Source organism: Streptomyces crystallinus (assembly GCF_039521265.1).
In the GTDB taxonomy this organism is placed as follows: domain Bacteria; phylum Actinomycetota; class Actinomycetes; order Streptomycetales; family Streptomycetaceae; genus Streptomyces; species Streptomyces crystallinus.
Genome location: NZ_BAAACA010000007.1, coordinates 22922 through 35969, shown reverse-complemented (window position 1 = coordinate 35969; position 13048 = coordinate 22922). Strand labels below are relative to the sequence as shown.

Genomic DNA, 13048 nt, shown 5'->3' with positions numbered 1-13048 from the left:
GGCGAGGCGGCGGACCCGGGAGGCGTCCACCATGCGTAGCTCACCCCGCACGTCCGGGTGAAATTCGCGCAACCGTCGGCCCTCCTCCACCGGGCGTCGATAGCGTGGCGGCTCTCCCACCTCTTCTTCACCTCCCGCCTCTCCACTGTCTCCGGTCCCGCTGTCTCCACGCCGGCGCGCGCACCACTGCTTTCGCCGGCGGTCTTCTGTCGTTCGTTCGAGGAGCCCACGCTGTCCAGCGAATCCCACGCCGGCCCCCGGAAGCGACCGCCGCCACTTCATCACACTCCCCGTACCACGGGGCGCCCGGCCATACCGGGCCGGACCCAGGCCGATCCCATCATCCCCGGCCCCTATGATCCGGCGCGCGAGCCGGGCGAGGACGGGCTGACCCGGTTCAACCGCGCGTCCGGCGCCGCCGCCGAGGCCGCGCTGCTCGACTGCTGCGCGAGCCTGCGCTGGGCCGAACGGGTGACCGCCCACCGCCCCTACCCGGATCTGGACGCCCTGCTCGCCGCGGCCGACGAGGCCAGCTACGACCTCTCCCCCGAGGACCTCACCGAGGCGCTGGCCGAGGAGCGCTCGCCGGGCCTGGACGCCACCGCCCCGCAGGCGGCCCACACCGCGCTGCGGGCCGCGCACGCCGCGTACGAGAGCCGGTTCGGACACGCCTTCGTGATCTGCCTGACAGGACGGCGCCCCACCGAACACCTGAACGAGATGCTCGGGGGCATCCGGGTGCGGATGACCAACGAGCAGGACGAGGAGCGGGCCATCGCCGCCGACGAGCTGCGCCGACTCGCCCGCGCCCGGCTCGCCTCTCTCGTGACGAATCACCCAGAGCCGGACACAGCGGGCGTACCCCACTGAACCCGTCCCGCACACCGGCCCCGTGACGGCCCGTCCGGCCCCGTCCGTAGCCCGTCCGTGGCAGATTGATTGCCTGTTTGATCACACCTGAGGACCCCGCGCGAACGAACCGACATCTCGTCGCTACGATGACCGGGGCCGGTGGACCGTACCCGGCCGGGTCAGACCGACAGTCAAGCCGGCCGGCCCTAGTCCCCGCTCCCGGAGGGTTTTTCCGTGCCGGCTGGAACGCTGTACCGCGGCCGGGAAGGCATGTGGTCGTGGGTGGCTCATCGAGTCACCGGTGTCCTCATCTTCTTCTTCCTGTTCGTCCATGTCCTCGACACCGCGCTCGTGCGTGTCTCCCCCGAGGACTACGACAAGGTCGTCGCTACCTACAAGACGCCCATCGTGGCGCTTCTGGAGTACGGCCTCGTCGCCGCCATCCTCTTCCACGCGCTCAACGGTCTCCGCATCATCGCGGTCGACTTCTGGGCCAAGGGCCCCCGCTACCAGAAGCAGATGCTGTGGTCCGTGGTGATCATCTGGCTGCTTCTGATGGTCGGCGCGCTGTACCCCGTGCTCGGCCACGCCGCCCGTGAACTGTTCGGGAGCTGAGGACTGACATGTCTGCCGAAACCACTTCCGCGATCGGCGAGGTCGAGGGCGCGAGCCTGTACGACGCCGACAACCCCGCGCCGCTCATCGAGGCCCCGCGCAAGCGGACCAAGAAGACGCCGAAGTCGACCCGCACCAACTTCGAGCTGTACGGCTGGCTCTTCATGCGGCTGTCCGGTGTCGTCCTGGTCGTCCTGGTCGTCACCCACCTGTGCATCCAGCTGGTGCTGGACGGCGGTGTGTCCAAGATCGGCTTCGCCTTCGTGGCCGGCCGCTGGGCCAACCCGTTCTGGCAGGTCTGGGACCTGGCCATGCTGTGGCTCGCGATGCTGCACGGCGCCAACGGCCTGCGCACGGTCATCAACGACTACGCGCAGCGGGACAACACCCGCTTCTGGCTGAAGATGCTGCTCTACACCGCCACGGTGTTCACCGTCCTGCTGGGCACGCTGGTGATCTTCACCTTCGACCCGAACATCCGCTAGGCCACGGGCTGAGGGACTGAGGAATTCTCTGATGAAGATCCACAAGTACGACACCGTCATCGTCGGCGCCGGTGGCGCCGGTATGCGCGCCGCCATCGAGGCGACGAAGCGCAGCCGCACCGCCGTGCTGACGAAGCTCTACCCCACCCGCTCCCACACGGGCGCGGCGCAGGGCGGCATGGCCGCCGCGCTCGCCAACGTGGAGGAGGACAACTGGGAGTGGCACACCTTCGACACGGTCAAGGGCGGTGACTACCTGGTCGACCAGGACGCCGCCGAGATCCTGGCGAAGGAGGCCATCGACGCGGTCCTGGACCTCGAGAAGATGGGCCTGCCGTTCAACCGCACCCCGGACGGCACCATCGACCAGCGCCGCTTCGGCGGCCACTCGCGCAACCACGGCGAGGCCCCGGTGCGCCGGTCCTGCTACGCCGCGGACCGCACCGGCCACATGATCCTCCAGACGCTGTACCAGAACTGCGTCAAGGAGGGCGTGGAGTTCTTCAACGAGTTCTACGTGCTCGACCAGCTCATCACCGAGGTCGACGGCGTCAAGACGTCCGCCGGTGTGGTGGCGTACGAGCTCGCGACCGGCGAGATCCACGTCTTCCAGGCGAAGTCCGTGATCTACGCGTCCGGCGGCACCGGCAAGTTCTTCAAGGTGACCTCCAACGCGCACACCCTGACCGGTGACGGCCAGGCCGCCTGCTACCGCCGCGGTCTGCCGCTGGAGGACATGGAGTTCTTCCAGTTCCACCCGACGGGCATCTGGCGCATGGGCATCCTGCTGACGGAGGGCGCCCGCGGTGAGGGCGGCATCCTGCGCAACAAGGACGGCGAGCGCTTCATGGAGAAGTACGCGCCGGTCATGAAGGACCTCGCGTCCCGTGACGTCGTCTCGCGCTCCATCTACACCGAGATCCGTGAGGGCCGCGGCTGCGGTCCCGAGGGCGACCACGTCTACCTCGACCTCACGCACCTCCCGCCGGAGCAGCTGGACGCCAAGCTCCCGGACATCACCGAGTTCGCCCGTACGTACCTCGGCATCGAGCCGTACACGGACCCGATCCCGATCCAGCCCACCGCGCACTACGCCATGGGCGGCATCCCGACCAACGTCGAGGGTGAGGTCCTGGCGGACAACACCACCGTCGTGCCGGGTCTGTACGCGGCCGGCGAGGTCGCCTGTGTCTCCGTGCACGGCGCCAACCGCCTGGGCACCAACTCGCTCCTGGACATCAACGTGTTCGGGCGCCGCGCGGGCATCGCCGCCGCCGAGTACTCGGCGAAGGCCGACTACGTCGAGCTTCCGGAGAACCCGGCGGAGCTGGTGGAGACGCAGGTCAAGAACCTGCTGTCGTCGACCGGCACCGAGCGGGTCGCGGTGCTGCGCAAGGAGCTCCAGGAGACCATGGACGCCAACGTCATGGTCTTCCGCACCGAGCAGACGATCAAGACGGCCGTGGAGAAGATCGCGGAGCTCCGCGAGCGCTACAAGAACGTCTCGATCCAGGACAAGGGCAAGCGGTTCAACACCGACCTCCTGGAGGCCATCGAGCTGGGTAACCTGCTCGACCTGGCCGAGGTCATGGCCGTCTCCGCCCTGGCCCGCAAGGAGTCCCGCGGCGGTCACTACCGCGAGGACTACCCCAACCGCGACGACGTCAACTTCATGCGCCACACCATGGCGTACCGCGAGGTCGCGGACGGCGGCAAGGACTCGATCCGACTCGACTACAAGCCCGTCGTCCAGACCCGCTACCAGCCGATGGAGCGTAAGTACTGATGGCAACCCCGACCCTGGACAAGGCCGACAAGGCCGGCGCGCCGGAGCCCGGCTTCGCCGACTCGCCCTACATCACGGTCACCTTCCGGATCCGCCGGTTCAACCCGGAGGTCTCGGCCGAGGCGACGTGGCAGGACTTCCAGCTGGAGATCGACCCGAAGGAGCGCGTGCTCGACGGTCTCCACAAGATCAAGTGGGACCTGGACGGCTCGCTCACCTTCCGCCGCTCCTGCGCCCACGGCATCTGCGGCTCGGACGCGATGCGGATCAACGGCAAGAACCGGCTCGCCTGCAAGACGCTGATCAAGGACATCAACCCGGAGAAGCCGATCACGGTCGAGGCCATCAAGGGCCTGACGGTCCTGAAGGACCTGGTCGTGGACATGGACCCGTTCTTCCAGGCGTACCGCGACGTGATGCCGTTCCTCATCACCAAGGACACCAACGAGCCGACGCGCGAGCGGCTCCAGTCGGCCGAGGACCGCGAGCGCTTCGACGACACGACGAAGTGCATCCTCTGCGCGGCCTGCACCTCGTCCTGCCCGGTGTTCTGGAACGACGGCCAGTACTTCGGCCCGGCGGCGATCGTCAACGCGCACCGCTTCATCTTCGACTCGCGTGACGAGGCCGGGGAGCAGCGCCTGGAGATCCTGAACGACAAGGACGGCGTGTGGCGCTGCCGCACCACGTTCAACTGCACGGACGCGTGCCCGCGTGGCATCGAGGTCACCAAGGCGATCCAGGAAGTCAAGCGCGCGCTGATCACGCGCCGCTTCTGATTCTGGCGCGGTAAGCGCGAGAGGCCCCGCTCCCCTCCCGGGAGCCGGGGCCTTTCGCGTACCGCGCGATTTCCCTCCGCCTGCGGACCGTGGTGGGCTGGCCGCGCAGTTCCCCGCGCCCCTAGGCATTTAGGGGCGCGGGGAACTGCGCGAGAAGCGGCCACCGGGCCGCGGACGAAGCTCAACCCGCCTCGGCGACGAGCATGATCCGGCGCAACATGTCGTTGAACAGCTCGCGCTCCTCGCGCGACAGCGCGCCCAGCACGCGCGACTCCTCATCCCCCAGCACATCCATCGCCCCCGCCCACGTCGCCCGCCCGGACTCCGTCAGCTCGACGTGGACCCGCCGCCGGTCCGTCGTGGAGGGCCTGCGCCGGACGAACCCCCGCCGCTCCAGGGCGTCCAGACGGCCCGTGACCGACGCGGGCGCCAGGTCCAGATCCGTGGCGAGCTGCGACGGCGTCGCCGTACCGCCCCGCCCCGCCAGCTTGTGCAGCGTGTCGAACTCCGGCCGGTCCAGCGCGAAGTCGACCAGGGACCGCTCCCGTACCCGCCGAAGATGGCCGGAGAGCAGCTTCATCCGGGTCACCGCGCCCTCGATGACCGGGTCGAGCCCGGGCAGGACGGGCAGCCACTGCTCCACGTGCCCGTCGGTCCAGTCCCGCCGCGCCTCGGCCTCCTCTGCGTGCTCCATGACCTGATCGTACGTACAGGAACCGCTCCCTCAACTCCTTCGGTAGCAAATATTTCGTTGACGAATCATTCGGAACCGAAATAGATTCTCGGCATGCCACCCACGCCGCCACCCATGCCGCCGTCCCTGCCGCACCCCCTGCGCACCCGAGCGTTCCGGCTGCTCTTCATCGGCCGCTCCCTGTCCCTGCTGGGCGACGCGATGATCCCGGCCGCGCTCGCCCTCGCCGTTTATCTGGCCACCGGCTCCACCGCCGACCTGGCCCTCGTGCTCGGCTGCTCCATCGTCCCCAAGCTGCTGCTCCTGCCGGTCGGCGGTGTCATCGGCGACCGCCTCAACGCCCGTACGGTCGCGCTCACCACCGACCTCGTCCGCTGCGCCACCCAGCTCTTCGTGGGCGTCGAACTGCTCGGCGGCGAGCCCCGGCTGTGGCAGATCGCGCTCGCCGAGGCCCTCGGTGGCGCCGCCTCCGCGTTCGCGATGCCCGTGACGGCGCCGCTGCTCACCGGGACGGTCGAGGAGGAGAACCGGCGGCGCGCCAACGCCCTGATCGGTGTGGTCGCCAGCGCCGCCCGGGTGGGCGGCCCGGCGCTCGCGGGCGTCCTCATCCTCACCGCGGGCCCCGGCTGGGCCTTCGTCCTGGACTCCGCCTCCTTCGCGGTGAGCGCGGCCCTGCTGAGCGCGATCAGGGTCCGCCATGTGCCGCTCCCCCGCAGCTCGCTCGCCGCCGACCTCAAGGAGGGCTGGAGCGAGGTGCGCTCGCGGGACTGGTACTGGACCAGCCTGTTCGCCCACTCCGCCTGGAACGGCGCCGCCGCCGTCCTGATGACGCTCGGACCGGCCGTCGCCTTCGAGCAGTTCGACGGCAAGGCGTTCTGGGTGGTCTTCCTCCAGACGGGCGCGGTGGGCCTGCTGCTCGGCTCGCTGGCCGCCGGGCGCGCCCGGCCGAAGCGGCCGATCCTCGTGGCCAACCTGAGCCTCGCCACCTACGCCCTCCCGCTCACCCTGCTCGCCCTCTCCGCCCCGGCGCCCCTGGCCATCGCCGCGTACGGGATCGCGATGGCGGGCCTCGGCTTCCTCTCACCCGTCTGGGAGACCGCCGTGCAGTCGGCCGTCCCCGCCCATGCGCTGGCCCGCGTCACCTCGTACGACTGGCTGCTCTCGCTGGCGGCGATGCCCGTCGGGTACGCGCTGGCCCCGCTGGCCGCCGACGCCTGGGGCACGGCGACGCCCCTGCTCGTCGCCGCGGCCGTGGTGGGCGGCGCCTGCCTGGCCACGGCGGCGGTGCCGGGGGTGCGCCGGTTCGGGCGCGCGCCCGCGGCGGCGAAGGCGGAGGCGGACGCGGACGCGTTCACCGAAGCCGCGGTCTGAACACGGCGGACGCCCTATTAGGCTCAGAGCGTGCCAGCAGAGAACGAGGTCCCCCGGAGCGAGCAGAGTCCCGCCAAGGGCGAGCAGACCCGCACCCTGATCCTGGAGACCGCCATGCGGCTGTTCCAGGAGCTCGGTTACGACAAGACGACGATGCGGGCCATCGCCAAGGAGGCCGGCGTCTCCGTCGGCAACGCGTACTACTACTTCGCCGGCAAGGAGCACCTGATCCAGGGCTTCTACGACCGGATCGCCGCCGAACACCAGGCGGCGGTCCGGGACGTACTGGACCGGGAGACCGATCTGGAGGCACGGCTGGCGGGGGTGCTGAGCGCGTGGCTGGACATCGCGGCCCCGTACCACGAGTTCGCCGCGCAGTTCTTCAAGAACGCGGCGGACCCGGACAGCCCGCTCAGCCCGTTCTCGGCGGAGTCCGAGCACGCCCGCGAGACAGCGATCGACGTACACCGCGAAGTACTGGCCGGAACCAAGACCAAGGTTCCCGCCGAACTCGTCGACGTGCTCCCCGAATTGATGTGGCTCTCCCAGATGGGCCTGGTCCTGTACTGGGTCTTCGACCGCTCCGAAGACCGCGAGCGCAGCTACCGCCTCGCCGCACGCGGCGCCAAACTCACCACCCGCGGCGTCGCGCTCGCCCGCTTCCGGGTGCTGCGCCCGCTGGTCCACGAGGTCCACGAGCTGTTCACGGACTTCCTGCCGGGCATGGCCCAGGCAGCCACCGCCCGCAAGAAGTCCTGAACCACGTGAACGCGGCGGCTCAGATCCAGCTCAGCTCCCACAGCCGCCACACACCCGTGCCGTCCGACAGGTACTGGAGCCCGCCCACGCTGCGGCTGCTGACCACGTAGTCCTTGCCCTGCCACAGCGGGACCAGCGGCACGTCCTCGGCGACCTTGTCCTGGAGCGCCTTGAAGTCGTCGGCGGTGCGGCCCCGGTCGCTGTACTGCTGGGTGCGCTGGATGATCTCGTCGACGGCCTTGTCCGAGTAGCCGGTGTGCAGGCTGTTGCCGGTGCCGACGAGCGGCTGGCTGAAGTTGTCCGGGTCGGGGAAGTCGGCGACCCAGCCCGCGGTGTACGCGTCGTAGACACCGGCCGCGTAGTTCTTCTGCATCTTGGTCCAGTCGGCCTCGGCGAGCAGGTCGACCTCGAACAGGCCGCCCTTCTCCAGCTGCGCCTTGAGCAGCTCCGCCTCGGCGCCGTTGGCCCCGAGCTTGCGGTAGGCAAGCGTGAACTTCACCGGGGTGCGCACGTCCGCCGACTTCAGCAGCCCCTTCGCCTTCGCCACGTCCACCTTGGGGTAGGCGTCGAAGAAGGCCGTGCTGTGGCCGGTGAAGCCCTGCGGGATCAGCGAGAACAGCGGCTCGACCGTGCCGTCGTAGACGGCGGTGGCCAGCGCGGGCCGGTCGATCAGCGCGGCCAGCGCCTGGCGGACCTTGGTCTTGGCCAGCGGGTGGCCGGAGCGGACGTTGATGTTCAGATTGCGGGTCTCGGCCCCGGGCGTCTCGCTGATACGGATGTCGGGGTCGCCGGGCGACAGCTTGGCCAGCACCTTCGGCGGCATCTGCCGGTGCGCGACCTCGACCTGCCCGCCCTTCCACGCCGCGTTGAGCTGGTCCGACTCGGCGTAGTAGCGGATGTCGATCGGCAGGCCCGTCCTGCTGATCGCCCCCCGGTAGTCGGGGTTCGGCTCCAGCCGCGCGCTCTGGCCCTGCTTGTACGACTTCAGCAGATACGGGCCGGAGCCGACCACGCTGTTGTCCTTGCGCAGCGACTTCTCCGGGTACGCGCTGCTGTCGACGATCGACCCGGCGCCGGTGGCGAGCTTGGACGGGAAGGTCGCGTCCTTGGCCTTCAGGTTGAAGGTGACGGTGTCGCCGTCCGCCTGCACCGAACCGAGCGAGGAGAGCAGCGAGGCCGGGCCCACATCGCTCTTGATCTTCATCACCCGGTCGAAGGAGAACTTGACGTCCGCCGCGGTGACCTTGCGCCCGGACGAGAAGGACAGCCCCTCGCGCAGCTCGCACTGGTACGTCATCAGCTTCAGCCCGATGAACTTGCAGCCGCGGGCCGCGTCCGGCACCGGCACCGCCGAGCCCGGCTTGAACGTCAGCAGCGTCTGGTAGACGTTGCTGTAGAGCGCCCAGGAACCCGCGTCATAGGCGCCGGCCGGGTCCAGGGACGTGATCGCGTCGGTCGTTCCGACCGTGATCGCGTCCGTCTTCTTGCCGTCGGACGGCAGCAGCTGCCATCCCCCCACCCCGACGACCACCAGTACCGCACAAAACGCCAGAATCCGCATACGGATCGACCGCATCGCCGTGCTCTCCTCGGAACGCCCCACCCTTCAGGCGTGCCGAACCCCCTCGCGCACCCCTGTGATGGCGCTCACCCAATCACACGGGTTTCACATTCGGAAGAGGAAATCTTCACTACACAGCTACTCGTTAGCCGCGCGTGACAAGGGGGCCGCGCCTAGTCGTTAGCGGTCCGTGACCCGACGGCCCCGGCACTTTCGCCACGCAGCTGCCGTACGGAACGGAACCCGATGAGGCCGACACCCGTCCCCAGGAGAAAGGACACGACGGCGAGGGTGAGGTGCACCCAGAAGTACGCCGTCGGGTCGCCCGAGTCGTCGAAGGCCAGCCCGCTGCCGTCCTTCCACAGGTTTTTGACGAAAGTGATCCAGATGATCCAGCTCCACACTCCGAACGCGAGCAGGAACCAGGAGACGCGGCTGCTGAGCTTCATGGAATCAGTATCACCGGGGCGAAGCGGGAGCAGCCGGGCGGGTGGCGGCTCCCGGCGGGTCACCCCTCCGGTGTTCGGAACGCCGGCTACGGCCTGTACGTTCTCGTCCGTGTCTGCTGTGAAGAAGCCCGCGAGAATCGCGCTGGCGGTGGCCGTCGCCGCGCTGCTGCCCGCGCTCGCCGCCGCGCCCGCCTCGGCGCTGCCGAACGATGACAAACCGGGCACTCAGGACCAGGGCCGGTCCGCCACGCCGGGCAAGGCCCGCAAGGACCCGGACCCGCCGCCGGCCGGCATGTCGAAGGTCGGCGGCGAGCTGCTCGGCAGGCCCGACACACAGGTGAAGCTCGGCCCCGGCGCGCCGGTGCTGCCGATGCAGCTGACCGGCCGCTCGTGGATCGTCGCGGACGCGGAGAGCGGCCAGGTGCTCGCCTCGCACAACGCGCACTGGCGGCTGCCCCCCGCCTCCACCATGAAGATGCTCTTCGCGGACACCGTGCTGCCCAAGTTCCCCAAGTCCGAGGTGCACACGGTCGCCCCGGCCGAGCTGGAGGGCATGGGCGAGGGCAGCAGCATCGTCCCCCTCCACGAGAACCTCTCGTACACCGTGCACGACCTGTGGCTCGGCGTCTTCCTGCGCTCCGGGAACGACGCCGTGCACGTGCTGTCGGCGATGAACGGCGGTGTGCCCAAGACCGTCCAGGACATGCAGGCGCACGCCGAGGACCTCCAGGCGCTCGACACCCATGTGGTCTCGCCGGACGGCTACGACGCGCCCGGCCAGGTCTCCAGCGCGTACGACCTGACGCTCTTCGCCCGCTCGGGGCTGCAGAAGAAGGACTTCCGCGAGTACTGCTCGACGGCCTCCGCCAAGTTCCCCGGCGCCGCGGGCAAGAACAACGAGCGGGACTACTTCGAGATCCAGAACACCAACCGGCTGCTCACCGGCGACAACGGCCTCACCCCCTACAAGGGCATCGCCGGCGTCAAGAACGGCAACACCACCAACGCGGGCGCGACCTTCACCGGTGTCGCCGAGCGCGACGGCCGGGTGCTGCTCGTCACCGTGATGAACCCGGACCCCTCCGAGGGCCAGGCCGTCTACAAGGAGGCCGCGCGCCTGCTGGACTGGGGCTTCGCCGCGGCCGGCAAGGTCACCCCGGTCGGCGAGCTGGTCCCGCCGAAGTCCGCGGTGCCCTCCGGCGCCCCGCAGGGCTCGCAGCCCTCGGCGAGCGGCGCCGCGCAGGACCCCGCCAAGGCGGCCGTCACCACCCACAAGGGGCCCGGCCCCGGCGGCGTCGGCACCGCGCTCGGCATCGCGGCCGGCGCCCTGCTGGTCGTCGCCGCCGGGGTGTTCCTGCTCAACCGGCGCTGGCCTCTTCCTGAGCTGGTTCGCCGGAAGAAGTGAGGTCCGGGTCGTCCTCCTTGGCCGGGGTGGCCGTCCACGCGGCGCAGAAGAGCAGCAGCTTCGCCGTGAAATTGATCCACAGCAGCAGCGCGATGGGCACCCCGAACGCCCCGTACATGCTCTTGGTGGCGACTCCCTGCATATAGCCGCCGAGCAGCAGCTTCAGCAGCTCGAAGCCCACCGCGCCGATCGCCCCGGCGGTCAGCAGATGACGGCGCGGCGGGGAGACCCCGGGCAGCAGGGTCAGTACGTACATCAGGACCAGGTAGTCGGCGGCGGCGGCCACCGCGATCGCCACGATCCGCAGGAAGACCCGGCCGACGCCGTTCTCCGCGATGCCCAGCTGGTCGGCGGTCCAGCCGACCGCCGTCGAGCCGATCGAGGACGCGGCGAAGGAGGCGAGCCCGGCGCCGCCGAGTCCGACCAGTACCCCGCCGTCCTTGAGCTTGCGCAGGAACGGGTTCTCCTCCTCGTCGTCCCGGTCCCACACCACCCGCAGACAGCCGCGCATCTGGCCGATCCAGCCGATGCCGGTGAACAGCAGCAGCGCGCCCGCGACGACGCCGACCGTGCCCGCGTTGCGGGTCAGGTCCTGGAGGTCGAGCTGGTCGGAGATGCCGGGCACCTGCTCGGCCAGCGTCTTCTGGAGCTTCTCCACCCGGCCCGGGGTCAGCACGGCGGCGGCCACGGCCGCGCTCACCGTCAGCAGCGGGAAGAGCGCGAGGAAGCTGATGAAGGTGATCGCTGCGGCCAGTCGGGACCAGCGCACCCGGTCGAGCCGCTCGTACGACCGCCAGGCGTGCGTCCGCATCAGCCGGACGACCCACGGCCCGACGCCGGGAAGATTCTTCAGCCAGTCCATGACGTGCGGTTACCCTCTTCTCCCCGGCTGTGCACCACCGGGGGCCGGCCCCCGGCCCCGCGGCCGAACACCAGGGTCCTCGTTCCCCAGAATCGGAGCATGGTGGCGAGCGCCATGCCGAACACGGCGCCCGAGAGCGTGTCGGCGCGCGGCGAGGTGAAGCCGAGGCCGTAGTGGCTGACCGCCAGACAGAGCAACTGCACCAGCGCGCCCACGATGTTCACCGCGAAGAACACGGCGTACCCGCGGCCCCCGGCCCGGCTGCCCCGGTACGTACCGAACGCGTTGCCGAGGTAGGCGACGGTGCACCCCGCCACGAAGGAGAGGCACTTGGCGGTGACCGGGTCCCAGGCCAGGCCCGACCGCAGCCAGACGAACAGACCGAGGTCGACGGCGTACGCGCAGATCCCGGCCAGCGCGAAGCCGACCAGCTCGCTCCGGCGCACGCCCCTCACAGGTCGGCCACCGCGAGCCCGTACAGCGCCACCCACACCAGCCCGATGACCACCAGCGCCCGGTCGCGCAGGACGACGTCCTCGGGGGCGCCCGCGCTCCCCCGGTCGGCGAACACGGCGTACCGCAGGATCCCCCCGATGAACGGGACCATCGACAACTGCCGCCACGGCAGCAGCGAGCCGCCCGCCATGCCGTCGCTCTCCAGCGCCCACATGCAGTACGCGAGGACCGCGACCCCGGCCGCGAGCTGCCAGACGAACCGCAGATAGCCGGTGGTGTACGCGTCCAGCAGCGCGCGGGTGGCGCCGCCGCGCCCCTCCATCTGGACGGCTTCCGAGTACCGCTTGGCCGCGACCATGAACAGCGCGCCGAACCCGGCGGTGATCAGGAACCAGCGCGAGAGCGGGATGGCGAGCGCGACCCCGCCGATCATGGCCCGCATCAGGAACCCGGCGGTGACCACGACGAGGTCGACGACGAGGACGTGCTTGAGCTTGACGCAGTAGGCGAGCTGCATCACCACGTAGCCGGTGAGCAGGGTCGCCGTCATGGCGTTGCAGGTGAGGGCCGCGCCGAGCGGGGCGAGCAGCGCGAGCAGTCCCCCGACGGCGTACGCGACCGGCACCGGCACCTGGCCGGTGGCGACCGGCCGGTGGCGTTTTTGCGGGTGCGCGCGGTCGGCGACGGCGTCGCGCGCGTCGTTGACCAGGTACACGGCGGAGGCCGCGGCCGTGAACAGCAGGAAGACGAGGGCGAGTTGGCGCAGGGTGTGGCGTGAGTCGAGCTGCCCGGCGGCGGCGGGCGCGGCGACCACCAGGACGTTCTTGATCCACTGCCGGGGGCGCGCGGTCTTCAGCACTCCGGCGGGTACGCCGAGCGCGCGCCGCCCGGCCGGCCGGACGGCTGGTTCGTCGAGGACGGCGAGACCGGGACGGGTCATGAGGCGGCTCCGACGCGGGTGACGGGGCGGCCGG

The 13048-nt window shown here is 70.2% G+C and carries 13 protein-coding genes and 1 pseudogene; 8 read left to right on the top strand and 6 right to left on the bottom strand.

What is annotated here, in order from left to right:
* Positions 1-57: 57 nt before the first annotated feature.
* The 5 genes from ABD236_RS06925 (at position 58) to ABD236_RS06905 (ending at position 4517) form a co-directional block, all read left to right on the top strand.
* Entirely contained in the window at positions 58-870 is an 813-nt protein-coding gene (locus ABD236_RS06925; protein ID WP_425543827.1) for a 2-oxo-4-hydroxy-4-carboxy-5-ureidoimidazoline decarboxylase, read from the top strand.
* A gap of 216 nt (positions 871-1086) precedes the next feature.
* Positions 1087-1467 (top strand): succinate dehydrogenase, cytochrome b556 subunit, encoded by a 381-nt coding sequence (sdhC, locus tag ABD236_RS06920; RefSeq protein WP_344071327.1) that lies wholly within the window; start codon positions 1087-1089, stop codon positions 1465-1467.
* An 8-nt stretch (positions 1468-1475) separates the two neighbouring features.
* Entirely contained in the window at positions 1476-1952 is a 477-nt protein-coding gene (locus ABD236_RS06915) for a succinate dehydrogenase hydrophobic membrane anchor subunit (protein ID WP_067163339.1), read from the top strand.
* Between the two features lie 31 nt (positions 1953-1983).
* The gene (gene sdhA, locus ABD236_RS06910; protein ID WP_344071324.1) at positions 1984-3738 is read left to right on the top strand and encodes a succinate dehydrogenase flavoprotein subunit; all 1755 of its coding nucleotides are present in this window, start codon (positions 1984-1986) and stop codon (positions 3736-3738) included.
* Complete coding sequence (locus ABD236_RS06905; RefSeq protein WP_344071322.1) at positions 3738-4517, top strand: succinate dehydrogenase iron-sulfur subunit; 780 nt, start codon at positions 3738-3740, stop codon at positions 4515-4517. The genes sdhA and ABD236_RS06905 overlap by 1 nt, the downstream gene beginning before the upstream one ends.
* Positions 4518-4698: 181 nt before the next feature.
* On the opposite strand, the gene ABD236_RS06900 is transcribed toward ABD236_RS06905, so the two are convergent.
* Positions 4699-5211 (bottom strand): MarR family winged helix-turn-helix transcriptional regulator, encoded by a 513-nt coding sequence (locus ABD236_RS06900; RefSeq protein ID WP_344071320.1) that lies wholly within the window; start codon positions 5209-5211, stop codon positions 4699-4701.
* 93 nt (positions 5212-5304) lie between these two features.
* On the opposite strand from ABD236_RS06900, the gene ABD236_RS06895 reads away from it, so the two are divergent.
* Together ABD236_RS06895 and ABD236_RS06890 are read left to right on the top strand one after the other, a co-directional pair.
* Positions 5305-6582, top strand: coding sequence for an MFS transporter (locus ABD236_RS06895; protein ID WP_344071318.1), 1278 nt, complete (start codon positions 5305-5307; stop codon positions 6580-6582).
* Positions 6583-6612: 30 nt separating this feature from the next.
* A pseudogene (locus ABD236_RS06890) lies at positions 6613-7360 on the top strand (TetR/AcrR family transcriptional regulator); the annotation flags it as partial.
* Here the strand turns inward: ABD236_RS06890 and ABD236_RS06885 are convergent.
* Together ABD236_RS06885 and ABD236_RS06880 are read right to left on the bottom strand one after the other, a co-directional pair.
* Complete coding sequence (locus ABD236_RS06885) at positions 7361-8917, bottom strand: ABC transporter substrate-binding protein (protein ID WP_344071314.1); 1557 nt, start codon at positions 8915-8917, stop codon at positions 7361-7363.
* 158 nt (positions 8918-9075) lie between these two features.
* Complete coding sequence (locus ABD236_RS06880) at positions 9076-9351, bottom strand: SCO4848 family membrane protein (protein ID WP_344071312.1); 276 nt, start codon at positions 9349-9351, stop codon at positions 9076-9078.
* Between the two features lie 109 nt (positions 9352-9460).
* Here ABD236_RS06880 and ABD236_RS06875 point away from each other — a divergent pair, with 109 nt between their 5' ends.
* Positions 9461-10756: a D-alanyl-D-alanine carboxypeptidase family protein gene (locus ABD236_RS06875; protein WP_344071310.1), complete on the top strand. Its 1296-nt coding sequence runs from the start codon at positions 9461-9463 to the stop codon at positions 10754-10756.
* Here the strand turns inward: ABD236_RS06875 and ABD236_RS06870 are convergent.
* From ABD236_RS06870 to ABD236_RS06860, 3 genes are read right to left on the bottom strand one after another with little or no spacing between them, the layout of a single operon-like run.
* Entirely contained in the window at positions 10710-11618 is a 909-nt protein-coding gene (locus ABD236_RS06870; protein ID WP_344071307.1) for a YihY/virulence factor BrkB family protein, read from the bottom strand. The two genes, ABD236_RS06875 and ABD236_RS06870, sit on opposite strands and share 47 nt — an antisense overlap.
* Entirely contained in the window at positions 11606-12064 is a 459-nt protein-coding gene (locus ABD236_RS06865) for a GtrA family protein (RefSeq protein WP_344071304.1), read from the bottom strand. Before ABD236_RS06865 ends, ABD236_RS06870 begins: the two co-directional genes overlap by 13 nt.
* A 5-nt stretch (positions 12065-12069) precedes the next feature.
* Positions 12070-13014 carry a decaprenyl-phosphate phosphoribosyltransferase gene (locus tag ABD236_RS06860; protein ID WP_344071302.1) on the bottom strand — a complete coding sequence of 315 codons (945 nt, stop codon included), beginning with the start codon at positions 13012-13014 and terminating at the stop codon, positions 12070-12072.
* Positions 13015-13048: the final 34 nt, after the last annotated feature.

Coding starts and splice junctions, on each gene's coding strand:
- ABD236_RS06885 (WP_344071314.1), bottom strand. CDS start 8,917: ATGCGGTCGATCCGTATGCGGATTCTGGCGTTTTGTGCGGTACTGGTG.
- ABD236_RS06860 (WP_344071302.1), bottom strand. CDS start 13,014: ATGACCCGTCCCGGTCTCGCCGTCCTCGACGAACCAGCCGTCCGGCCG.
- ABD236_RS06900 (WP_344071320.1), bottom strand. CDS start 5,211: ATGGAGCACGCAGAGGAGGCCGAGGCGCGGCGGGACTGGACCGACGGG.
- ABD236_RS06870 (WP_344071307.1), bottom strand. CDS start 11,618: ATGGACTGGCTGAAGAATCTTCCCGGCGTCGGGCCGTGGGTCGTCCGG.
- ABD236_RS06905 (WP_344071322.1), top strand. CDS start 3,738: ATGGCAACCCCGACCCTGGACAAGGCCGACAAGGCCGGCGCGCCGGAG.
- ABD236_RS06915 (WP_067163339.1), top strand. CDS start 1,476: ATGTCTGCCGAAACCACTTCCGCGATCGGCGAGGTCGAGGGCGCGAGC.
- sdhA (WP_344071324.1), top strand. CDS start 1,984: ATGAAGATCCACAAGTACGACACCGTCATCGTCGGCGCCGGTGGCGCC.
- ABD236_RS06895 (WP_344071318.1), top strand. CDS start 5,305: ATGCCACCCACGCCGCCACCCATGCCGCCGTCCCTGCCGCACCCCCTG.
- ABD236_RS06880 (WP_344071312.1), bottom strand. CDS start 9,351: ATGAAGCTCAGCAGCCGCGTCTCCTGGTTCCTGCTCGCGTTCGGAGTG.